This is a genomic window from Brevibacillus choshinensis (assembly GCF_001420695.1).
GTDB classification, from domain to species: Bacteria; Bacillota; Bacilli; order Brevibacillales; family Brevibacillaceae; genus Brevibacillus; species Brevibacillus choshinensis.
Window position 1 is genome coordinate 511,395 of sequence record NZ_LJJB01000013.1, and the last position, 22,385, is coordinate 533,779.

The following is a 22,385-nucleotide window of genomic DNA, read 5'->3' on the forward strand; positions in this document are numbered from 1 at the left end:
AGAGATGGAAGGTCAACGGCTTGGAGGGCGGTACCAACTGGAAGCCCGCGTCGGCGGGGGTGGTATGGCTATCGTATACAAAGCCAAGGATTTGATTTTGAATCGTCCAGTTGCGGTGAAAGTTTTGCGTTCACAATTCGGAACGGACGAAGACTTCGTAAACCGGTTCAGACGGGAAGCGCAGGCGGTTGCAAGCCTGTCTCACCCCAATGTGGTCGGGGTTTACGATGTCGGACAAGAAGGCGATACCCATTACATGGTGATGGAATACATAGAAGGCTACACGCTGAAAGAAGTTATTATTCAGCGAGGAGCTCTGCCTGTGGAAGAAGCGGTGAGGATCGCTGAACAAATTTGCGATGCGCTCGACCACGCCCATCAAAATCAGATCATTCACAGAGATATTAAGCCGCACAACATCATGATTGGGAAAAATGGACGAGTGAAAGTGACAGACTTCGGGATTGCCCGTGCAGTGACTTCTACAACCATTACCCATACAAATGCCATGCTGGGCTCGGTTCATTATTTTTCTCCCGAACAGGCAAGAGGCGGTATCACAGGGGAAAAGTCAGATATTTACTCGCTGGGGATCGTGCTGTATGAGATGGTGACAGGAGAGTTGCCGTTTTCGGGTGATTCGCCAATTTCCGTAGCTCTCAAGCACTTGCAGGAACCTCTGCCGGAGCCTCGTCAAGTAAACCCGGCTATCCCGCAAAGCGTGGAAAATGTCATTCTCAAAGCCTTGGTGAAGGATCCTTTCCTGCGCTATTCGTCTGCGCGTGAAATGCTTGAAGATTTGGAGACATGCCTTTTTCCAGAGCGCTTGAACGAGGAAAAGCTCACCTTCCCTGAGGATGAAGAGATGACTCGCGTGGTGCCGATCATTACGCAGGACATGCTCGACAACCATGGAAATGGCCGGACTGGCGGCGGAACGAGAAGTCGCTACGAGCAGCAACGTGATGACGACGAAGAGCAGAAGCCGCAGAAAAAATGGTGGATGAAAACCTTGTTTTGGGCTGCTGGTATCGGTCTGTTTCTCGTGCTGGCGTTCTTCGGATTCAACTTCTTGTTGAATGTCTTCCCATCGGTGCCAGAGGTCCAGGTTCCTTATGTAGAAGGAACAGAAGTAACCTTGGCACAGAAAAAGATCGAGGATGCCAATCTGGTCGCGAATATCGTCGAGGAAGCCAATGACACGATCGAAAAAGGCATGGTCATTAGGCAAGATCCGGCACCGCCCATGCGTTTAAAGGAAAAGGCTATCGTGACGCTCTATGTGAGTAAAGGGCAGCAGCCGGTACCTATGCCAAATCTTGTCTCCTTGTCCCGTACGGTTGCTGAGCAAACATTGAAGCAACTGGGCTTCAAAACGGAAAATATCACCTTTGAAGAAGTCGAGGATGACAAGGCGGAAGCAGGCGAGGTCATTGGCCAATCGCCAGAAGCAACCACGAACGTATTCCCGACGAAAGACAGTGTGCGCGTGACGGTAAGTAAAGGCAAAGCTTATGTAAAGATGCCTGACGTTACCGGAAAAACCATGGAGCAAGCACGGGTAGAGCTGTTTAAGCTCGGACTTGCTATCGGGGAGATCAAAGAAGAACCGAGCTTTAAGTACGATAAAGCGGGAGTCGTACTCTCGACGCATCCTTACGAAGTAGGCATGAACGTCCAAAAAGGGGTCGCGATCCCACTTACCGTGAGTAACGGTCAGTATCCTCAGGATGCGAAGCTCGCCAATGCACCTGTGTATGTAGAAGTCGTTCCAGGAGAGACTGCGGAGATCAAAATCGAAGTAAGTGATTCTCGTGGAGATACACAGGTCTTTAAAGAGACGATTACCGAGAGCAAAGAGTACGATGTCCCGGTAGTCTTGTCACCGCAAAAAGATGCCGTCATCAAGGTGTTTAAGAAGGATCCTACGAAAAATGAGTATGTGGAATACCAGACCATTCCGATTTCGTACAGCAGCTTGCCATAAGTATATGGAGGGACATGAATGCCAGAAGGACGGATTGTGAAAGCTTTGAGCGGGTTCTACTACGTCGCCGATGAAGGACGTATTTTCAGTTGTCGTGCGCGTGGGCTTTTCAAGAAAAAGGGAGCAAAGGTGAATCCGCTCGTAGGCGACTGGGTAGTCTACGATGCGATCAACGAAGAAGAAGGGTATGTCATGGAGGTGGGTGAGAGGACCAGCGAGCTGGTTCGTCCGCCCATTTCCAATGTGGATCAGGCGGTACTCGTCTTTTCGATGTACAAGCCGGCGTTTAGTGCACTTCTGCTGGACAAGTTTTTGGTGCATACCGAGAAGGCAGGAATCGACTCGGTCATCATCCTGTCAAAAGCCGATCAGGTGTCTGAAGAAGAGGTTGCGGCCGTCGTTCAAAAATACGAAGCGATTGGGTACACTGTCATCCCGACATCCACAAAGCAGCAACGGGGTTTGCAGGAGGTTCGCGACATTTTGCACGATCGGATCTCTGTCTTCGCTGGACAGTCTGGCGTTGGGAAATCATCCCTGATCAATGCGTTATTCCCGGGGGTCAGCTTGCAGACAGGCGATGTCAGCGAAAAGCTGGGGCGTGGGAAGCATACGACTCGTCACGTGGAGCTCATTGCTTTGGATGGTGGGGGATATGTAGCGGATACGCCAGGCTTCAGTTCCCTGGAATTCATGGATTTGACGGAGCTGGATCTGGCTGAAGCGTTCCGGGACTTCTCGGACCGCGCTCCCGATTGCAAGTTCCGAGGTTGTTTGCATGTCACAGAACCGTCATGCGCTGTTCAGGATGCAGTCGAATCAGGGGAACTGAGCAAAGAGCGGTATGAAAACTACTTGCAATTCCGAGAAGAGCTGAAAGAATATCAACGGAGGAATAAACCATGGTAAAAATCGCACCTTCGATCCTATCAGCAGATTTTGCTAGATTGGGAGAAGAGATACAGGATGTCGAACGGGGAGGAGCAGACTGGATTCACGTTGATGTCATGGATGGACATTTTGTTCCAAACATCACGATTGGGCCGTTGATCGTGGATGCGATTCGCCCAGTGACTAAATTGCCGCTCGACGTACATCTGATGATCGAGGAACCGGACCGTTACATTCCCCAGTTCGCGAAGAGTGGAGCGGACTGGATCACCGTTCATCAGGAAGCGTGCCGCCATTTGCACCGCACCCTCCATTTGATCAAGGAACAAGGTGTTAAGGCAGGTGTCGTCTTGAATCCAGCTACGTCTTTGGCGACGATCGAGCATGTCCTCTCCGATCTGGATATGGTGCTCCTGATGACTGTTAACCCTGGTTTTGGTGGACAGAAATTTATTCACAACGTGGTACCGAAGATCAAGGAGCTGCGTCGCATGCTAAACGAACGCGGCCTGGGGCATGTAGAGATCGAGATCGATGGCGGAGTGAATACGGAAACTGCACGTTTGTGTGAGGAAGCCGGTGCGACAGTCCTGGTTGCAGGAAATGCTGTGTTCAACCAAAAAGACCGCGCTCAGGCGATTGCTGCCATTCGCGGGTAGTCGTGATTCTTTAAAGACTTTCATAAAGCCAATAAAGCCATCCCTTGACCGCATCAGGGATGGCTTTTGTATGTTTTCTATGTGCCGCACAGACCGATTACAGCCCCGTTTTTGGTGGATCAGAAGTGACATACGTACCTGCAATCAAATCGTGAATCGCCCGCTTATCTTTCCGGACACCAACCATGATTGCACTGATGATCGCACCGAGGCCGAGTGTGACGGTATAAATAAGCCAGATACCAATTACAGCTCGCAGTAGCATGGTACCAAATCCCACTTGTTCGCCATCCAGCTTTACGATCCGTACCCCCATAATCCTTTTCCCGATGGTGAATCCATACCAGAATACAGGCAATAAGATGCTGTAGAGGATTGACACCAGATTCGTAAACAGGTTTCCCTTCGTATCACCCGTTATGGAATAAGAGATAAGGGCAAGAGGTATACCGATAATCAATCCATCCAGCAAGCTCGCTCCTAAGCGACGCCAAAAGCCAACTGCATTGCTCGGTAACGGTTTTTCGTTCTCCATCATCTTTTGCTCCTTCCCTTTCGATAGGGAATGTATATGACTTACTGGCCGAAAGTAGAGCAAAAGAAAACTCCGCCACGAGATGGGCGGAGTGTTGTCCAATCGAATATCAAAAATTACAAGCTGCTGAATAGACGTAGCAGCACCGCGATGCGGCCCGGGATAGCATCGATGACGACATGCTCATGGGAGGCGTGTGCCCCGTCGCCTACAGGCCCTAGTCCATCGAGGGTAGGAGTCCCTTCGTCTGCGGCGAAATTCCCATCGCTGGTCCCGCCGACCCCACGTTCCGTCAAAGTAAATCCTTCTAGCTGTGCCTGAGCCTGAGCTTGTAAAAATAGCTCTTCTGTCCCACTGGTTCTCTCCATAGGGGGCTTCGTGATTCCGCCTTCCACGGTCAATTGCGCACCATGTAGAACAGGCGAGAGCTGATTCATGAGGGTGGTGATTCTCTCAGCTTCTTCACTTGTACTGATGCGGACATCGATGTCCGCTTCGACATAGTCAGGAATGACGTTGGAGACGCTTCCCCCACGGATCGTGCCGACAGAGAGCGTCGTGCCTGCATCATAATCGGTAAAGGATTGAATGGCAATCACGTGGTGGGCAATCTCTTCGATGGCATTTACTCCCAGGGCATGATCATTTCCAGCATGGGCGGCACGACCCGTGACCTTTAATACAAACTCTCCACCGCCTTTACGGCTCGTTTTCAGCGATCCGTCTCCAGCGGCAGGCTCGATCACAAGCGCACACTTACTTCGTCTCGCTTCCTCGCGAATCCATTTCTCCGACGATACGCTGCCAATTTCCTCATCGGTATTCCAGAAAAAGACGAGCTTACTTTTTAGCGGAATGTTTTCTTCGACGATTGTCTTCAGCGCGAAATAGCAGAAGATAATGCCCGCCTTCATATCGTACGTTCCCGGTCCAAATACCCGCCCATCCTCGATTTTCCAGGGCTCGCGTACGAGTGTGCCCAGCTCCTTCACGGTGTCAAAGTGACCGAGCACCATGATCTGTTCATCGCCTTCTCCGTATTCCACCCGCAATTGATTTCCGTATGTAGACTGAGGAATGATATCGACTTTACACCCGAGTGAGCGGAAGCGATCTGCGATAAATACGCCCAGGTGATCTACGGCTTGCTTATCGTGAGTGGGAGTTTCCATTTCTACGTATGTGCGCAGCTCTGCGAGAATATCGGGGAGCTTTTGCTGGTAATGGACAGTCCAATTGGTAGCCATCATTTTTCCTCCTCCATGATGATTTCATATGCACTATAATTCTTTAGCTGCATTTTCGCCAGAGAAAAGTACAATTTCACAGACGGAAACGATAAAAATGGGACATACTACAAAAGAACTAAGGGAGAGAGAGGGGAAATCTCTCGTATTTGATTTGTGAATAAAATTCTGTATATTGGGTATTTAAATTATGAGTAAAAAAAGATTGAAATTGTTCATTAATTGATTAAAATAATCATTATCCTGTATAAATATAAGTTGTCGAGTAATATAAATCCTCTCGATCTTGGCGCCTATATTTTCTACCTGATTCTAACGACAATTCTAACGGGGGTACCACGATGAAAAAACAAATGTCGATCTTTTCCATTGCACTCACTTCCCTTTTGGCTGCTACTATGATGGCAGGCTGCGGTACTGGCAATCAATCCGGCGCGGGTCAGACTCCTGCTCAACCACAAGCAGGACAACAGCAACCAAGCGGTGAGAAAAAGACCCTGACCATGGCTACATCGGCCGACTACAAGCCATATGAATACCACGATCTGACGAGCGGCAAGGATGAAATTGTTGGCTTTGATGTGGATCTCGCGAAGTACATTGGAAAAGAGCTCGGATACGAAGTACAAGTCAATGATATGAACTTTGATGGATTGGTGCCTGCGCTGCAAACCAATCGTGCGGACTTCGTAATGGCTGGGATGACACCGACTCCCGAGCGCCAAAAGAACGTGGATTTCTCCGAGATCTACTACGATGCGAAAAATACGATTGTCTCCAAAAAAGAGAGCAACCTGACAAAGCCAGACCAGCTGGCTGGTAAAAAAGTAGCGGTACAACTCGGTTCCATTCAAGAATCCGCTGCCAAAGAGCTGGCAAAAACAGCTACTGGTCTGCAAATCACCTCATTGAATAAAACCGGAGAAATCATTGAAGAAGTGAAGACTGGACGCGTGGATGCTGCTATCCTCGAAGATACGGTTGCAAAAGGCTTTGTAGAGAGCAACCCAGGTCTGCAATACACCACGATCGAAAGCGAAGAGAAAAACGGATCTGCGATCGCTTTCCCGAAAGGCTCGACACACGTAACCGAATTTAACCAAGTCATCAAAAAGATGCAGGAAAATGGCGAGATGGACAAGCTGATCAAAAAATGGTTTGGTCAATAATCGTCAGGCTCGTTTGATTGCACGACATTCTATGATTGGTAGCAAGGGGTGGGAAAGGGCATGAATTTGGATTTTGCACAGATTGTGCCCTATATCCCTTTTATTTTACAGGGGATAAAGGTCACATTACTCGTCACATTGCTTTCCGTAGTTTTAGGATTTATTTGGGGTTCCGTACTGGCACTCATTAAAATTTCCAAATTCGGTCCGCTCAATTGGCTGGCTATTGCCTACACATCTGTATTTCGCGGTACGCCTTTGATCTTGCAGCTGACATTTGTCTACTTCGCTACGCCACAGCTGACGGGGTATAACATCTCTCAGCTGGAAGCAGCCGTATTGACGTTTACGCTAAACTCTGGTGCGTACATATCCGAGACGATCCGGGGTGGAATTCTCGCGGTAGACAAAGGACAGTGGGAGGCGGCAAAAGCTCTTGGTGTTCCCTATCGCCGTATGATGATGGACATTATTTTGCCGCAGGGGATCAAAAACATTTTGCCTGCACTGGTGAATGAAACGATCGCGCTCTTGAAAGAATCCGCTCTCGTTTCTACGATCGGTCTCGCTGACATTCTGCAAAACGCCAATGTAGTGAAAGGGGCGATCTTCCGGTATTTTGAGCCGTATATCATTGCCGGTGTCCTTTACTATGTCATGGTCATGCTCTTGACCTGGGTGGCGCGCGTGCTGGAACGGAGGATGAGACGCAGTGATTAAGATCAATAACATTACCAAGTCGTTTGGTCAGCTCGAAGTGTTAAAAGGAATGACGACCGAGATAAGAAAAGGGGAAGTCGTAGCGATCATCGGACCGTCTGGCTCAGGGAAGTCGACCCTTTTGCGCTGCATGAATTTGTTGGAGATCCCAACGACTGGTTCGATTATCATCGATGGACAAGATATTACGGCACCGAAAGCGGACGTATTGAAAATCCGCCAAAAGATCGGGATGGTCTTTCAGCACTTTCATCTCTTTCCGCATATGACGGTTTTAAACAATTTGACGTATGCACCGATCAAGGTCAAAGGGATGTCCAAGGCACAGGCAGAGACAAAAGCGAAAGAGCTGCTGAATCGAGTCGGCTTGTCTGACAAGGCGGATGTATATCCATCTCGCCTGTCCGGGGGTCAAAAGCAGCGTGTTGCTATCGCACGTTCCCTCGTCATGGAACCCGAAATCATGCTGTTCGACGAGCCTACCTCGGCTCTTGACCCGGAGATGGTCAAGGAAGTACTGGAGGTCATGAAGGGCCTGGCTCATACAGGAATGACCATGGCGATCGTGACGCATGAAATGAGGTTTGCTGAGGAGGTCTCTGATCGCATCCTGTTTATTGATCACGGCCAAATCATCGAAGAGACACCGCCCAAGGAGTTCTTTCAAAATCCGCAGAGCGAAAGGGCCAAGCAATTCTTGGAAAAAGTTCGATAGGCAAAAGGAGTCGCGGCCGCTCGTAGTGGTCGTGACTTTTCTTTTTGACTGTACTCGGGAGATGGTCTAGAATCAGTAACAGCCGTGCAGGTTTTGCCTTTATTTTCATGTTATTTCTGGTAGAAGGAGTGAGTGTTTTGGATCGATTACGACTGTTGACATGGTTGGAAATGGCGATGATGGCGGCTCTGGCGCTCGTTTTCAGTCAGATCAAGGTATTTGATATGCCGCAGGGTGGATCTGTATCGTTGGTCATGGTGCCTATCGCGCTGATCGCGGTTCGTCGAGGCATGTTTTCGGGGATCGTCACGGGTCTGGTAGTGGGGGTCTTGCAGCTTTTGTTTGGTAGCACGGTTGTGCATCCGTTGCAATTATTGCTGGATTATCCTCTTGCTTTCGCGGCATTGGGCCTGGTTGGGCTGGTTCGCTTGTCTGGCTTTGAATCGAAGTCTAGCCGCATCATGGTATTGTGGAGCGGGCTGTTACTCGGAGTCCTGGGTAGGTTCGTCTGCCATTTTATCTCGGGAATCGTCTGGTTTGGTCAGTATGCTCCAGAGGGGACGCCTGTCGCCTTGTATTCCTTCGTGTACAACATTACGTACCTGCTTCCAGAGATGATCATTGCGGGAGCGGTTCTCACGGTCGTGCTCACCAGTGCGTCTTCGCTGTTATTTCCGACTCGAGACCGATTGGCATAACTGGACACGCATATTGCTGAGAATTTGTGCATACTGTATTCAGGCAGCAATTGTGTTGCCTGATTTTTTTGTACTTTTCATAGCGCTCATACGGGCTCATGCTGCCAGTGGTGCGTTTATACTTTTTCGTATGGCAGGATACATGTTTATCCGACAGCAGAATATGATGTAATATGCACGTTTGGGAGAACACCTGAAGGAGGTGCGGTATGAATGGGATTGCGCTCCTATCGCCTGCGACAGGGGGGCGCCTTGCGACGTGTTCTCGGGGTTGCGTTGGCTGTCGGAGGTATTACCATCTTCCTGTACATGGCACCTCCGTGGGTTTGGTATAGCCTGTTATCGTTGGCACTCATGGGGGCTGGCTGGCTTTTGTATCATGTGAAGTAATTTCGGTGAGGAGGGGTAGCATGCGGTTTTACACCATCAAGTTGCCGAAGTTCCTAGGTGGCATGGTTCGCGGCATCATAGAGGCATTCAACAAGAAAAAATGACGGCGTCGCCTCGGCCTCCTGAGGGAAAGAGTGGAACGTCGGAAATGCAAAAAAGCACCTCGAGGGTGCTTTTTTTCGCGTTGTAGAGAAGACTACACGCGAGTTACGAGTCCGGATTTCAGTGCTCGGGTACTTACATAAACGCGCTTTGGTTTACCATTTACAAGAATGCGCACTTTTTGTACGTTAACACCCCAAGTGCGGCGAGTTGCGCGCATGGAGTGGGAGCGAGCGTTTCCTGCTTTAGCAGATTTACCAGTTACAAAGCAACGACGTGCCATTACGATCCACCTCCTTGTTGCATCTAACGGAATTCCCTATAAAGGGAACACAAATACTCAACCATAGTAGCACACGAGTGCTGTCAATTGCAATACTTGACATGAGGAAAAGCCCTGTCTTCCTTCTTTCCTTTCTGAACGTATAAGAATTTATAAGCGTAGACACTTATGAATTCTGGAGCGCATAATAACTTTCCACGAAATTGCGCTCGCTCATCCTTGTGAATGCCTCGATAATGGTTTTCTTATTCGACAAAACGCTTCATTTCTTCAATTTGTTAGTGTAGAATTATATGAAGCATGTTTACGCTTACCAAAGCGATCAAGCTGTTGAAAAGAGGAGGAGTCCTTGCATGACAGTTGAAATGAGTACATCTCTGGGGAAAATAGATGTTACAGAAGAAGTGATCGCTCGGATTGCGGGAGGCGCCGCTATGGAAGTCTTCGGCCTTGTGGGAATGTCTCCTAGAAAAGCGCTAAAGGATGGAATTGCCGAGCTGCTGGGACGAGATAACCTGAGTAAAGGGGTTGTCGTTCACAATCAGAACAGCGAAGTAACATTGGACATGCATATCGTCGTCAGCTATGGCGTTAAAATTTCCGAGGTTGCGGGTAATGTACAGCGTCGCGTTCGTTATACCTTGGAGCAAACCGTTGGAATCGATGTCACTGCCGTGAATATTTTCGTGCAGGGAGTACGTACAGACAGGGATACATAATAAGGAGGAACATCAGTTGGTACATACGCGTCTTGATGGCGTGCTTTTTAGCCGGATGGTTTACCTTGGGGCAAACCTTTTGTCTGAAAACGTCAAAGTGGTGGATGGATTGAACGTCTTTCCCGTACCCGATGGAGATACTGGGACAAACATGAATTTGACGCTTACATCAGGTGTGGAGGAATTGAAACGCAAGGAATCTCCTCGCATCACAGAAGCGGCTTCCGCATTGGCCAAAGGCTTGTTGATGGGAGCGCGCGGCAACTCTGGAGTCATTTTATCCCAATTGTTCCGGGGCTTTAGTAAAGCAGTAAACGGGAAAGAGCTCATAAACTCTCGCCAGTTTGCCGAGGCATTAAAATCCGGGGTGGATTCAGCCTATCAAGCTGTCATGAAACCGGTCGAGGGGACGATTCTCACAGTCGCCCGAGAGGCAGCCGATCTGGCTGTCCGTGCAGCTCGCACGACGGACGATATTGTAGTCGTCATGGAAAAAACGTATGAACAGGCGCAGGCGACTCTGCTGCGCACGCCTGAGATGCTGCCAGTCCTCAAAGAGGTAGGCGTCGTCGATTCAGGTGGACAAGGACTGTTGTTTATTTACGAAGGATTTTTGCGCGCGCTGCGCGGCGAAGCACTGGAGGACATCCAGCAAAAGCCGAAGGTAGAGCTGAAAGAGGCTGACCTGGACAAGTTGGTTCACGAGCAGCATGCGCAAATCCATATGAGAACGGAAGACATTACCTTTGGTTACTGCACGGAGTTTATGGTCCATATCGCCCATAGCACCGAGCCTAACAAAAAGCCATTCTCAGAGGGGCTTTTCCGCAGTCAATTAGACCAAATGGGTGACTCCTTGCTGGTTGTATCCGATGATGAAGTCGTAAAGGTACACATTCACGCGGAGCATCCCGGCAACGTGCTGCAATACGCACAGCAATTCGGAAGCCTTCATCGCCTAAAAATTGAAAACATGCGCGAACAGCATGCCAATATTCTCAAAGCAGAAGAGAGTAAGGTGCAACATGCTGTAGCTGTTGCTCCACAGGCTGAAGCGCTTTCTTACGGTTTGATTGCGGTTGCCGCTGGGGAGGGGATCGCCAAGATTTTGCGCAGTATGGGTGTGCACGTAGTCGTCGAAGGCGGACAAACGATGAATCCGAGTACGGAGGATTTCTTGAACGCCATCAAGGGACTGCATGCCAACGAGATCATCATCCTGCCGAATAACAGCAATATCGTCATGGCTGCCGGGCAGGCAGCGGAGTTGTCTGAGGGTTCCGTTTCAGTCATTCCGAGCAAGAGTATTCCTCAAGGCTTGGCGGCATTGGTCGCTTTCAATGGAGCGGCAGAGATCGAAGCCAACACGACTGCGATGAAGAAAGCCATTGCTTCCGTAAAGACAGGAATGGTTACGAACGCCGTTCGCGATACGCGCATGGGCGATGTAGAGATCAAAGAGGGCGACTATATCGGGATTGCTGAAAAGGAAATAGTCACAGCTGGTCCAGACTTGATGGCAAGTGCAGTGACACTCCTCTTGGAATTGGTGGACGAGGATGCAGAGATCGTCACCATGTTCTTGGGAGAAGGGGCGACACAAGAACAGGCAGAAGCTCTAGAGGCGGCATTGGCAGACGCATATCCGGATGTGGAAGTCGAAATCCAGGATGGCGGTCAGCCTCTATATCCGTTCATCTTTTCTGTTGAGTAATTGTGAGAGGAGCGCTCGTGTATGCCAATCGTGATTCTTACCGACAGTGCATCAGATATTGATGCGTCTGTGCGGCAATCTTTGGGAATCGTGGCTGTACCGCTGAAGGTTATGTTCGGATCGGAAACCTATCAAGACGGAGTCACGATTTCCTCCACCGCTTTTTTTGAAAAGCTGAAGCAATCGAGTGTGTTGCCGACTACCTCGCAGCCTTCTCCATTGGAGTTTGCGGAAGCTTACAAGGCGATTTACGAACAGTATGGAAAAGATGTGCAGATTATCGCCATCATGCTGTCTGCTGCATTGTCCGGTACTTACCAATCCGCGATGATCGCCAAGTCTATGCTGGAAGAGAGCATCGACATCACTGTTATCGATTCGCGTAAAGCATCCTACGTGCATGGGATGATCTGTGTGGATGCGGCAAAGGCTGCTCAAGAAGGCAAGAGCAAGCAGCAGATCCTCGATATGATTGACCGCTATCTGGATGAAGTGCAAGTCTACTTTATCGTTGATACGCTGGAGTTCTTGCAAAAAGGCGGACGGATCGGGCGTGCGGCAGCGGTGATTGGCTCTTTGCTAAACATCAAACCGATTTTGACGTTGGATCCAGCTGGTTATGTCACCGCCTTTGACAAGGTGAGGGGTACTAAAAAAGCGATTAATCGCGTACTGGAATTATTCCAGGAGTACTCACAGGGAAAGCCAGTGAAGGTAGGGGTTTTACATAGTTCCGTACCGGATCAGGCTGCGGAAATATTGGAACGGATCAAACAAGAGTTTCAAGTAGCTGACGCTCATTTAGAAGAGGTCGGACCGGTAATTGGCACCCACACCGGACCAGGTTTGATCGGGATTCTGATGATGAAGGGCTAATAGAAAAAAGACACTTGCCAGAGTTCGTTGGTAAGTGTCTTTTTTTCGTGCTTGCTTATAATTCATGAAATCTGCCCATCACCATAGTGTGATAGTAGTTACCGTCAGAAAGAACCTTATCGTTCTTTAACACACCCTCGATCTCAAAGCCAAGCTTTTGATAGAGCTTCACGGCCTTATCGTTTGTTTCTAAAACATTCAACGTGATTTTTTTAATGCCAGTGGAGTCAGCCCAAGAAATAGATTCTTTTAAAAGTTTTTTCCCAATCCCATATCCCCAAAAGTCTTGTAAGACGCATACGCCAAATTCAACTTTATGAGCGAATCTTTTTAAATGATTTCCTTCGCAACGGGAAAACCCGACGATCCGATCATCTACGACAGCCACTAAAAACAAGTTCCGTGGATTCTCCGTGTCTGTTTTGATGATCTGTTCGAATCCAGGTGAATCGATGAACGCCTCTCCTTGCTCTCTGTCCAGATTTTCCGTCTCTCCATCGATCTGTAGTCGTACATCAGACAACGCTGGTGCATCTTTCTCGACGGCGGATCGAATGGTATATGCCCGTCCATTCACATTATATTCTTGATTGGTAATGATCATGTGATTCCTCATTTCCGTTTCATTGAATGGTAAAAACTAGGGAGAAGTGTCGTACTATTATAATTTTCTATTCTTCTTTGTTCAACCAGTTATTTTCAAGAAATAGGATCTAGACTGTGTTTTCGTATTCATTCTAACTATCTGCCTAGAAGTGAAACCTATAGCGCTTTCAGAAGCGGTAGGATACAATGAGAGTGAATCTTGTTGAACCCCTTGCGATAACAGGAGGAGAACCGGTTGAAGTACAAAAGCGTATTTGATATTATCGGTCCAATCATGGTTGGACCGTCAAGTTCCCATACAGCAGGTGCAGCACGCATCGGCAGGGTGGCGCGCAAGCTGTTTGGAAAACAGCCAAAGCGAGCGGAGATCACCTTTTACGGATCGTTCGCTAAGACGTACAAGGGTCATGGCTCTGACGTCGCGACAGTCGCTGGTATTCTCGATTTTGACACGTCTGACTTGCGCTTGAAGAATTCACTTGTCATTGCCGAAAAGGCAGGGATGGAAGTGAGTTTGACTACATCCGAAATTTTGACAGAGCACCCCAATACGGCACGAATCAAGCTGTCCGATGACCAAGCGACGATCGAAGTGGTCGGCGTTTCCATCGGTGGGGGCAAGATCGAAGTCTTGGAAGTGAACGGCTTTACCTTGCAGTTGGGCTTTGATAGTCCGACCATGCTGGTGTTGCATGAGGATCGCTTCGGGATGATCGCCGCTGTGGCTAAGGTATTAACTCAGCATCGGATCAACGTGGGGCTCATGGAGGTTTCTCGTCACGATCGAGGCTCTCGCGCCCTGATGGCAATTGAGACAGATGCACCCGTTTCTGTGGAAGTGTTGGAAGAAATCCGGCAGATTCCTTATGTATTTGACGTTTCCCTGCTTTCGTTGAACTAGCGGAATACGAAATGTGCTCAAACGAAAATAGCGGGAGTAGAGGAGTGAATCAACGAGATGTTTCGCAATGTAGCTGAACTGGTTGAATTGGCGGAATCACAAGGCAAGAAAATCTCACAAGTGATGATCGAAGCCGAGATGGAAGTGTCCCAGCGCAGTCGGGAAGCCATCATGGAGGAAATGTACGCGAATCTGGACGTAATGGAAAAAGCCGTTCGCCGAGGCCTGACAGAGGATATCCGCTCTCATAGCGGATTGACGGGCGGAGACGCGAAAAAGCTGCAGGAATATATGAAGAACAAGCCCTTTTTATCGGGACCGACGCTGTTGAATGCCGTCTCGATGTCTGTGGCAGTGAATGAAGTCAATGCAGCGATGGGGACAATCGTGGCGACACCGACGGCAGGAGCTTGTGGGATCGTTCCTGGTACGTTGTTTGCCGTGTCTGACAAGCTGCAGCCTTCCCGCGAGGACATGGTCAACTACCTGTTCGCCGCAGGGGCGATTGGCTATTGTATCGCCAACAACGCGTTTATTTCCGGTGCGGCAGGAGGCTGTCAGGCTGAAGTCGGTTCGGCGACAGCGATGGCAGCGGCAGCGATCGTGGAAATGGCCGGAGGAACGCCCGAGGAATCGGCACAAGCGGTAGCGATCGCTTTGAAAAACATGCTCGGTCTGGTCTGTGACCCCGTAGCCGGACTGGTGGAGGTGCCTTGTGTCAAGCGAAACGCAATGGGAGCAGCTATTGCAACCGTAGCGGCTGACATGGCATTGGCGGGAATCAAGAGTGTCATCCCGACAGACGAAGTCATCGAAGCGATGTATCGGATCGGATGCGCGATGCCGACGACACTCAAAGAGACGGCCCAGGGCGGACTGGCCGCGACTCAGACAGGGCGCCAAATCGAAGCCAAGATCTTCGGCGTACGATTGGACAAGTAATGACGACGGCTTATCAAGCTCCCGTCTCCCAGCTGCACGGGGTAGGGGAAGAACGGGCGAAAGCTTTTGCCGGCTTGGGGATCCACAATGTAGGAGATCTCCTGGAATACTTCCCGACCCGGTATGAAGACTACCGCGTGCGTGATTTGACAGAAGTGAAAGACGGAGAGAGGGTCACGCTGGCAGGAACGGTTTACGGCGAACCCTCTGTTCGTTTTTATGGAAAAGGCAAATCGCGCATTTCCGTCAAGGTAGTCATGGACCGGGTGGTGGTCACCGCGGTATGGTTCAACCAGACGTTCGTGAAAACCAGACTGTCGCCAGGCAAGGAAATTCTCATTACAGGTAAATGGGACAAGCACAAGCTACAAGTCACGGTCAACGAAATGACGGAGGTCGATTCAGAGCGGGCTGCCAAACGAGGTGAGCTGGCTCCTGTCTATCCGCTAGGTGGGGATGTCACCCACAATCTGCTCCGCAAAACGATTCAGCTGGCCTTGCGTCAGTACAGTCAGGATATACCGGAAATCTTGCCCCCTGACATTGTGGAGCGTTACCGGCTGATGCCGCGTATTGAAGCATTCCACTCTATTCACTTTCCGGAAAATGCGGAAGTGGGGAGACAAGCGCGCCGAAGGATCATGTTCGAAGAGCTGTTCCTGTTCCAGCTGAAAATGCAAACGTTGCGCCGCGTGAACCGGCAGCAGACAGAAGGAATGGCCTTGTCCATCCCCATGGAGGAGGTCCGCCAGTTTGTTGCTTCTTTGCCGTTTCCGCTCACGGATGCGCAAAAACGGGTCGTGAAGGAAATTTTAGATGATATGCGTTCGCCGAATGCGATGAATCGTCTGCTGCAGGGAGACGTAGGTTCAGGGAAAACGGTTGTGGCGGCCATCGCACTGATTGCTGCTGTGAAGGCGGGATTCCAGGGAGCACTGATGGTGCCGACCGAAATCTTGGCGGAGCAGCATGTCCAGTCACTGACAAGTCTGTTGTCCCCGTACGGCATCGAGGTTGCTCTGCTGTCGGGATCGCTCACGGCCAAACGGAGGCGCGAAGTCATCGGGTCACTGCAGATGGGTCTCATCGATGTCATCGTCGGTACACATGCCTTGATTCAGGAGGATGTGTTTTTTTCACGACTGGGGCTGGTCATCACGGACGAGCAGCATCGGTTTGGTGTCGAGCAGCGGCGGATTTTGCGAAATAAAGGCCTGGCTCCTGACGTGTTGTTCATGACGGCGACACCGATTCCGAGGACGCTAGCGATCACGGCGTTCGGCGATATGGATGTCTCTACGATCGACCAGATGCCAGCAGGACGCAAGCCGATTGAGACGACGTGGAAAAAGCACGATCAGTTTCCCGCTGTTCTGGAGCAGATGCGCGATGAGCTGCGTAAAGGACGACAGGCGTACGTCATTTGTCCGCTGATTGAAGAGTCGGAAAAGCTGGACGTACAAAACGCGATTGACGTGCATGCTCAGCTCACGCACGTTTTTCCCGAGTTTGGCGTTGGCCTGATGCACGGTCGCTTGCCTGCCAAGGAAAAGGATGCGGTGATGCAGGCCTTTCTCGCAGGGGAACATGCCGTGCTCGTTTCCACTACGGTCGTTGAGGTCGGGGTAAACGTCCCGAATGCCACCTACATGGTCATCTATGACGCAGAGCGCTTTGGTCTTGCTCAGCTGCACCAATTGCGTGGACGCGTGGGCCGTGGCTCTGAACAGTCCTACTGCGTGCTGATTGCGGATCCCAAGTCGGAAATCGGGAAAGAACGGATGCGCGTCATGTGCGAGACGACGGATGGCTTTGAGCTGTCCCAGCGCGATCTGGAATTGCGTGGACCCGGAGATTTCTTCGGCACCAAGCAGAGCGGTATTCCTGAGTTTAAAGTCGCGGATCTCTTGAGCGACTACAAGGCGCTGGAGGTGGCTCGACAGGAAACTGCCAAGCTCGTGGCGGACAGTGTTTTTTGGCGAGATCCTCAGTACCATTGGTTGCGGGAGTATTTAAAGCGCGAGGGTGTGCTGGACGGCATCGTGTTTGACTAAATGAACGTTGAAATAGACGTGGCAGAGCCTTCTCTGGGATCAACAGAGGGGGCTCTTTTTTGTATAAATAGAAACGAACATCGTATGAGCAACGTCATTTACAATATTAGGAAAATTTAAAGATGAGAAAAAGGGGCGGTTTTTTCATGCGTTTGTTTCGCTTTGTTCCCTTGGGTCTTTTGCTTTTTGTAGCGGTACTGTCCTTTACGGGATGTAGCATGGGAAGTAGTCCGATCAGGAGTGGATCACCTAGCACTGTGGAACCTGCTTCTCCTCCTGCTCCCGAGCCTTCTCCCGTTACTACTGAACCTGCTCCGTCTCCTACGCCATCTCCGGCCTCCGTGGAGTGGCGTCGCGAGGAGATCCCGTACAACTATGATGCGATGAAAGAAGACGTGCGAATTCAGCTAGATGAAGAACCTCAGCTTCATTCCCCCATGCGCACCACTGTGGGGACCGCTCCGCAGGCGTACACATTCTTTTTCCGTGAACCTATGGACCGTTCCAGTGTAGAGGCGGCGATTCGCCTGCATGCTAAGGAAAAGCCTGCCGTGCACTACGTAGAGCCTGTCTTTTCATTTCATTGGGTCAACGACAGGCAGCTGCACGTACTGGCGACCTTGACAACCCTGCCAGAGGTCGATCGGGCAGGACCTGAGTACGTATTGGATGCGGCAGGCTCCAAGACTCTCAAAGGAAAGGAGATCGGAGAGGAGCTCGCGTTTTATGCCCTTGTCCTGGTTCCGAGTCAGATCTGGCAGATTTCCCTGGACGGAGCTCCGAAAGAAAAGCTGACGGCCTTTACCGCTCCTTACTTCGTTTCGAATGTATTGGATAACGAACACAGATTTTTGCTCGCATACCGCTATCGACGATATTGTGAATGCGATGCTCGCTATATTCCTCTGTATGCCGTCTATGATTTGAACAAAAAGGAGCTGATCCGTTATCCGATTGAGCTCACTGTGAACTATCGGGGAAAAGGGGCTTTTGTGGCGGATCGACGTGGTTTTTTCTATGCCAAGCCGGAAAAAGGTGTGCAAGTCCCTGAGAGCGAGTGGACGGTTCCCGTCGATGTGAAGGGCTTCGTGCATGGAGCCAGCTTTAGCCATGATCGACGATACGTATTGATGGCAGTGGGAGCTGCTGAGCAGCAGAAGAATCTGGATCTCGTCATCTCGGATCTGGAAACCGGAAGCGAGCGACGCATGCCGGGTGTGGTGAAAGGGACGATCCCGACGAGTGAGTCTGACGGTGTGATCTTGCCCGTGATATTTGACGACGATGGGCGTTACGCGACTTTTATGATGCGGGAAAACGCGGATAGTCTCAATGAAATTCGTCAGCGCTACGACTGGAAAGCAGAAAAGGTGATCAGCTGGAATCCGCCTGTTGCCCAGGATTCGTGGTCGGGCTATTATCAGTCGGATGACGGGAAGTATCAAATGTACTTTAATGGCGGACTGTACCAAGGAACCAATCCGATCAGGGAATTTGAACGCTGGGGGATTTGGATACCTGGGACCCATCTGTTGGCCTACGCCAAGTGGGAAGAAGGAAAGGAAGGCAAACCATCCACGGAATCGCTGATTATTTTTGACGCTGACCAGCGCCAGGAGCGTGTGATTCTGGAAGGGTTGCCTCATGGATTCGGGGTATTTGGGGCGAGTCAGGACGGCAAATGGTTATTCGTGCAAAGTGAGCAAGATTTGGCGAATTAGCTGCTCGCATACTCTCTACGGAGCATCGACAGGACGATCACTGATCCGTATACGTCGCCTGTTTTCAGGCATTCCCGCAAGGTACTTTCGACACGGAAGCCTTCTGACAGGTACAGCTGGAGGGCGCGCTCGTTCGTCTCTTTGACATCCAGCCAGAGGCGGTTGGCTTTTCGTTCTGAGAATGCCCCGTGCTTGACTTGGTGCAAGACTGCCCGACCGTAGCCTTTGCCCTTGACGGCTACTGTAATTCGCATCAGTTCTATGGAATCATGTGATTGGGCCAGCCCTGCGAGGATGACATATCCGATGGGTTGGCCTGTTTCTGTTGTTCAACGATGAGGTGACGGATGTCGGTGGCGGTCAATGGTTCCTGATGGCGTTCTGGCTGCCAGGGGAGCAGATATGGGCTGTTTTCTGGCGCGTGCTCGAGCTCCATTACAAATGAGATATCCGTTTCTTTTGTTGGACGCAACGTGATCGTCATGAGTGTTCTCCTTTTTTCTCAGTACCCGCTGTTAGCATTTGCATACCCATCAGCAGGTTGTGGTCGGGGTCACGAAAGGTGAACCAGTGCCCATTTTCGATTGCGCTCACCAGTTCCACGCCATTTTCTTGAAAATAGCGGTAAGCGGCCTCAATATCCTGTGTGTTGAAATGAAACAGCGGGGCATCACTAGGGGACTTCTCAGAGAAAATTTTGCTGTCCAGAATGAGCGTGAGGCCATTTTGCATCGGGATGCAGTACAGATGCCCGAACAAGATGTCCTGGTTAGCGGGAATGCCGAGGAGTCGGCAATACCAGTCGCGGGCTGCCTCTATGTGCTGAACAGGTACGAATACAGCGCCGATCGCGGAGAACAGTGGAGAAGTTGTCATAGCATTCACCTGGTTCATAGCTCGCCAGCTTTTTGTACTGGATTCGCCCAGGCGTTTTGAATCCCTGCTGGGACCAAGAAAAATTTACCAGAACATTTTTGTAGGGAAGGGGTATAAAAGCGAACGTTTGTTTGCTATACTAAGAACAAAAGGAATTGCGAACACTTGTTCTGAAGATGAGGATTTATAAGATTCTAAGGCTCCGCCAAAGGCTTGGCGTAACCAAGTTTTCTAATGATTAAGGGGATGGCAATATGGCCAATGCGAACAAACGGATCGTTTTTTTGGTCGATATGCAGAGCTTTTATGCCAGCATCGAGAAAGCGGCCAATCCGCAGCTGAGAAACCAACCGATCGTCGTAGCGGGGGATCCGGAAAGGCGCAGCGGGGTGGTGCTGGCGGCGTGCCCGATTGCCAAATCGTATGGCGTGGTCACGGCAGAAGCCTTATGGCAGGCGCAGCAAAAGTGCCGCAACCTCGTGGTAGTTCGCCCGCGGATGGAAATGTACATCCGCATCTCGATGCAGATTACCCAAATTTTTGAGGCGTTTACGGATAAGGTAGAGCCGTATTCGATTGACGAACAGTTTCTCGATGTGACGGGCAGCGTGCACCTGTTTGGCGATGCGTTGCAGATGGCTGCGCAAATACGGCGGCGTGTCTGGCTGGAGACCGGGATTAACTGCCGGGTTGGAATTGGAGAAAATAAGGTATTGGCCAAAATGGCTTGTGACAACTTCGCCAAGAAGCGGGAAGAGGGCGTCTTTTGGCTCAAGCGAGAGGAGTTGGCCGACACGCTCTGGAAGCTGCCGATTGAAAAGCTGTTTGGGGTAGGCTCGCGGATGAAGCGTCATTTTCATCGCATGGGGGTCTATCAGATCCGGCAGCTGGCGGAGCTGGCACCGACCGTGCTTACCCGCCGCTTCGGAGTGAATGGCGAGGTGCTGTGGCGTACAGCCCAGGGGCTGGATGATTCGCCCGTTTCATTGAATACGTACGATACGCAAAAAGGGATCGGCCATCATATGACACTGCCACGGGATTACCATACGGGCGCTGAAATCAAGGTCGTGCTGTTGGAGCTGTGTGAAGAGGTGTGCCGTCGAGCGCGGAGCAAGGAACTGATGGGCTCTGTGCTGTCTGTCGGCTGTCGTGGAGCTGATTTCGATGTGATGACAGGGTTTGGCCGACAGATGAAGCTGGAGGAGCAGACCAACGATGCGATGACGCTGTATGAAGCAGCCGCTTGCCTCTTTGACCGACACTGGCAAGAGACCCCCGTGCGCAGTATTGGCGTCACGCTAGGCCAGCTGGTGCCAGACAATGTCCTGCAGCTCAATCTGTTTACCGATAATCACAAACGTCGCTCGCTCGCCCATGCGATGGATGACATCCGTACCCGTTACGGTCAGGACGCGATCCTGCGAGCAGCTTCTCTGCTGGGAGCAGGTCAGGCGAAAGAGCGCGCCCGTAAGATCGGGGGGCATTACAAGTGACCGAACAACAGGTGTGGTCAGCAGAAGGGGAACAGGAGATGATGCGCCTGTATATTCTGTTTGGCATCTTGTTTCGCGCCGCCATGGTGGATTTGGGAGAGGTGCGGGTGGTGCGACTGAAGCTGTCCTATCAGGCTGTTTTTGATTGGCTATTCCTGGAGATCTCCCGTTGGGCAGAGCGGCAGCATCACCAGCTGCGGCGTCTATTGCACCAGCAAGGATGTGTGGTGGTCAGCTACCGAAGACAGGGGCATGTCTACGTCGTGCATTATCGGCAGCGCGGGTATTTACGCGAGGCGATCTATTCGATCGAGATCTTGCGGGCCGAATGCCAGGAGCTCGTCGGTCAATGGATTGCACAATATCAGCGAGGAGAGAAGACACCATGAGGGAGACGCGTGTGTCTAAAAAGGATAATCTGTTTGCTTCTAGCCGATTCGTTTTGCCCGAGCACCGGGAATTGTACGCACGGATCAAGGAAGAGGAGCGCCGCTATCTACCGCCGCAGCTGGATCAGGAACAGCTGGGAGAGATGAGTGAGCGGGTATGGCAAGCGTTCCAGACGGGGAGTGGCCTGACTGTAACCTACTACGACGGACAGCAGCCACGTCGTTTGTCCGCTCACGTCGTTCATATTGATCAGGAAAAGCGACGGATCAAGCTGCGTGCTGGCACTGATATCCATTGGATTTCGTTTGCGCGGTTACTGCAGGTGGAGCTGGCAGCCGGTTTTTGAACGTATAGGAATTTATAAGTGTAAACGCTTATGGATTCCGGAGCGTATGGCAAAGTGCCTCAGCGTCCGCATCTGGCATCACTACGGTAAAACTTTCCACTAAAACGCGGTCGCTCCTCCTAGAGCAGGCCACGATAGAGGTTTTCATAGCAGCCTTCCAGTAATTGCTTCAAAATCATTCAAGAAATCGACAAACTTGGGCCATTTGCAAAAAGGCAAGCGGCAAAAAACCGAGTCTGAATGAACAAATGGCGTGCGTGGTGACGAGGCGTGATTCCTGAAACGAAAACCGGTCGAAAACAACCGTTTTTCGCGATTTTTTGGCCGACATGGATTTTGCAAGAACGG

Annotated in this window: 26 protein-coding genes; 19 read left to right on the top strand and 7 right to left on the bottom strand. The window is 50.6% G+C overall.

Annotated features, from left to right (window positions below; all coding sequences use genetic code 11):
• Positions 1 to 4: 4 nt before the first annotated feature.
• From pknB to rpe, 3 genes are read left to right on the top strand one after another with little or no spacing between them, the layout of a single operon-like run.
• The gene (pknB, locus tag AN963_RS22660) at positions 5 to 1,987 is read left to right on the top strand and encodes a Stk1 family PASTA domain-containing Ser/Thr kinase (protein WP_055746822.1); all 1,983 of its coding nucleotides are present in this window, start codon (positions 5 to 7) and stop codon (positions 1,985 to 1,987) included.
• An 18-nt stretch (positions 1,988 to 2,005) separates the two neighbouring features.
• Entirely contained in the window at positions 2,006 to 2,896 is an 891-nt protein-coding gene (rsgA, locus tag AN963_RS22665) for a ribosome small subunit-dependent GTPase A (RefSeq protein ID WP_055746823.1), read from the top strand.
• Entirely contained in the window at positions 2,890 to 3,537 is a 648-nt protein-coding gene (rpe, locus tag AN963_RS22670; RefSeq protein WP_055746824.1) for a ribulose-phosphate 3-epimerase, read from the top strand. The genes rsgA and rpe overlap by 7 nt, the downstream gene beginning before the upstream one ends.
• Positions 3,538 to 3,634: 97 nt before the next feature.
• Here rpe and AN963_RS22675 read toward each other — a convergent pair whose 3' ends face one another.
• A complete protein-coding gene (locus AN963_RS22675) occupies positions 3,635 to 4,072 on the bottom strand; it encodes an RDD family protein (protein WP_055746825.1) in 438 nt (145 codons plus the stop codon).
• Between the two features lie 116 nt (positions 4,073 to 4,188).
• Complete coding sequence (locus AN963_RS22680) at positions 4,189 to 5,319, bottom strand: M20 family metallopeptidase (protein WP_055746826.1); 1,131 nt, start codon at positions 5,317 to 5,319, stop codon at positions 4,189 to 4,191.
• A 341-nt stretch (positions 5,320 to 5,660) separates the two neighbouring features.
• Here AN963_RS22680 and AN963_RS22685 point away from each other — a divergent pair, with 341 nt between their 5' ends.
• From AN963_RS22685 to spoVM, 6 genes are all read left to right on the top strand, one after another.
• Entirely contained in the window at positions 5,661 to 6,488 is an 828-nt protein-coding gene (locus AN963_RS22685; protein WP_055746827.1) for a transporter substrate-binding domain-containing protein, read from the top strand.
• 60 nt (positions 6,489 to 6,548) lie between these two features.
• Positions 6,549 to 7,208: an amino acid ABC transporter permease gene (locus AN963_RS22690; protein WP_055746828.1), complete on the top strand. Its 660-nt coding sequence runs from the start codon at positions 6,549 to 6,551 to the stop codon at positions 7,206 to 7,208.
• A complete protein-coding gene (locus AN963_RS22695; RefSeq protein WP_055746829.1) occupies positions 7,201 to 7,923 on the top strand; it encodes an amino acid ABC transporter ATP-binding protein in 723 nt (240 codons plus the stop codon). Before AN963_RS22690 ends, AN963_RS22695 begins: the two co-directional genes overlap by 8 nt.
• Before the next feature lie 137 nt (positions 7,924 to 8,060).
• Positions 8,061 to 8,621: an energy-coupled thiamine transporter ThiT gene (thiT, locus tag AN963_RS22700; RefSeq protein ID WP_055746830.1), complete on the top strand. Its 561-nt coding sequence runs from the start codon at positions 8,061 to 8,063 to the stop codon at positions 8,619 to 8,621.
• 213 nt (positions 8,622 to 8,834) lie between these two features.
• The gene (locus AN963_RS31595; RefSeq protein ID WP_169791939.1) at positions 8,835 to 9,011 is read left to right on the top strand and encodes a hypothetical protein; all 177 of its coding nucleotides are present in this window, start codon (positions 8,835 to 8,837) and stop codon (positions 9,009 to 9,011) included.
• 20 nt (positions 9,012 to 9,031) lie between these two features.
• Complete coding sequence (spoVM, locus tag AN963_RS22705; protein ID WP_055746831.1) at positions 9,032 to 9,115, top strand: stage V sporulation protein SpoVM; 84 nt, start codon at positions 9,032 to 9,034, stop codon at positions 9,113 to 9,115.
• Between the two features lie 92 nt (positions 9,116 to 9,207).
• Here spoVM and rpmB read toward each other — a convergent pair whose 3' ends face one another.
• Entirely contained in the window at positions 9,208 to 9,396 is a 189-nt protein-coding gene (gene rpmB / locus AN963_RS22710; RefSeq protein ID WP_005831020.1) for a 50S ribosomal protein L28, read from the bottom strand.
• 353 nt (positions 9,397 to 9,749) lie between these two features.
• Between rpmB and AN963_RS22715 the strand changes: the two genes are divergently transcribed.
• The 3 genes from AN963_RS22715 to AN963_RS22725 are packed head-to-tail and all read left to right on the top strand — an operon-like array spanning position 9,750 to position 12,705.
• A complete protein-coding gene (locus tag AN963_RS22715; RefSeq protein WP_055746832.1) occupies positions 9,750 to 10,115 on the top strand; it encodes an Asp23/Gls24 family envelope stress response protein in 366 nt (121 codons plus the stop codon).
• Between the two features lie 16 nt (positions 10,116 to 10,131).
• Positions 10,132 to 11,829: a DAK2 domain-containing protein gene (locus AN963_RS22720; RefSeq protein ID WP_055746833.1), complete on the top strand. Its 1,698-nt coding sequence runs from the start codon at positions 10,132 to 10,134 to the stop codon at positions 11,827 to 11,829.
• Positions 11,830 to 11,850: 21 nt separating this feature from the next.
• Entirely contained in the window at positions 11,851 to 12,705 is an 855-nt protein-coding gene (locus tag AN963_RS22725; RefSeq protein ID WP_055746834.1) for a DegV family protein, read from the top strand.
• Positions 12,706 to 12,760: 55 nt separating this feature from the next.
• On the opposite strand, the gene AN963_RS22730 is transcribed toward AN963_RS22725, so the two are convergent.
• Positions 12,761 to 13,309, bottom strand: coding sequence for a GNAT family N-acetyltransferase (locus tag AN963_RS22730; RefSeq protein ID WP_055746835.1), 549 nt, complete (start codon positions 13,307 to 13,309; stop codon positions 12,761 to 12,763).
• Between the two features lie 237 nt (positions 13,310 to 13,546).
• Here AN963_RS22730 and sdaAB point away from each other — a divergent pair, with 237 nt between their 5' ends.
• From sdaAB to AN963_RS22750, 4 genes are all read left to right on the top strand, one after another.
• The gene (sdaAB, locus tag AN963_RS22735; protein ID WP_055746836.1) at positions 13,547 to 14,212 is read left to right on the top strand and encodes an L-serine ammonia-lyase, iron-sulfur-dependent subunit beta; all 666 of its coding nucleotides are present in this window, start codon (positions 13,547 to 13,549) and stop codon (positions 14,210 to 14,212) included.
• Between the two features lie 57 nt (positions 14,213 to 14,269).
• Entirely contained in the window at positions 14,270 to 15,154 is an 885-nt protein-coding gene (gene sdaAA / locus AN963_RS22740) for an L-serine ammonia-lyase, iron-sulfur-dependent, subunit alpha (RefSeq protein ID WP_055746837.1), read from the top strand.
• The gene (gene recG / locus AN963_RS22745) at positions 15,154 to 17,208 is read left to right on the top strand and encodes an ATP-dependent DNA helicase RecG (RefSeq protein ID WP_055746838.1); all 2,055 of its coding nucleotides are present in this window, start codon (positions 15,154 to 15,156) and stop codon (positions 17,206 to 17,208) included. The genes sdaAA and recG overlap by 1 nt, the downstream gene beginning before the upstream one ends.
• Before the next feature lie 146 nt (positions 17,209 to 17,354).
• Positions 17,355 to 18,929, top strand: coding sequence for a hypothetical protein (locus tag AN963_RS22750; RefSeq protein ID WP_152985717.1), 1,575 nt, complete (start codon positions 17,355 to 17,357; stop codon positions 18,927 to 18,929).
• Here AN963_RS22750 and AN963_RS32120 read toward each other — a convergent pair.
• The 3 genes from AN963_RS32120 to AN963_RS22760 are packed head-to-tail and all read right to left on the bottom strand — an operon-like array spanning position 18,926 to position 19,805.
• On the bottom strand, positions 18,926 to 19,237 hold the full coding sequence (locus AN963_RS32120) for a GNAT family N-acetyltransferase (protein WP_330218860.1): 312 nt from the start codon (positions 19,235 to 19,237) through the stop codon (positions 18,926 to 18,928). The genes AN963_RS22750 and AN963_RS32120 overlap by 4 nt on opposite strands.
• Positions 19,189 to 19,413, bottom strand: a complete 225-nt coding sequence (locus AN963_RS32125; RefSeq protein ID WP_236708060.1) for a hypothetical protein — start codon at positions 19,411 to 19,413, stop codon at positions 19,189 to 19,191. Before AN963_RS32125 ends, AN963_RS32120 begins: the two co-directional genes overlap by 49 nt.
• Positions 19,410 to 19,805: a VOC family protein gene (locus tag AN963_RS22760; protein WP_055746840.1), complete on the bottom strand. Its 396-nt coding sequence runs from the start codon at positions 19,803 to 19,805 to the stop codon at positions 19,410 to 19,412. Before AN963_RS22760 ends, AN963_RS32125 begins: the two co-directional genes overlap by 4 nt.
• A gap of 254 nt (positions 19,806 to 20,059) precedes the next feature.
• Between AN963_RS22760 and dinB the strand changes: the two genes are divergently transcribed.
• From dinB to AN963_RS22775, 3 genes are read left to right on the top strand one after another with little or no spacing between them, the layout of a single operon-like run.
• Positions 20,060 to 21,301, top strand: coding sequence for a DNA polymerase IV (gene dinB / locus AN963_RS22765; RefSeq protein WP_055746841.1), 1,242 nt, complete (start codon positions 20,060 to 20,062; stop codon positions 21,299 to 21,301).
• Positions 21,298 to 21,690, top strand: a complete 393-nt coding sequence (locus AN963_RS22770; protein ID WP_236708061.1) for a hypothetical protein — start codon at positions 21,298 to 21,300, stop codon at positions 21,688 to 21,690. Before dinB ends, AN963_RS22770 begins: the two co-directional genes overlap by 4 nt.
• On the top strand, positions 21,687 to 22,037 hold the full coding sequence (locus tag AN963_RS22775; RefSeq protein ID WP_055746842.1) for a YolD-like family protein: 351 nt from the start codon (positions 21,687 to 21,689) through the stop codon (positions 22,035 to 22,037). Before AN963_RS22770 ends, AN963_RS22775 begins: the two co-directional genes overlap by 4 nt.
• Positions 22,038 to 22,385: the final 348 nt, after the last annotated feature.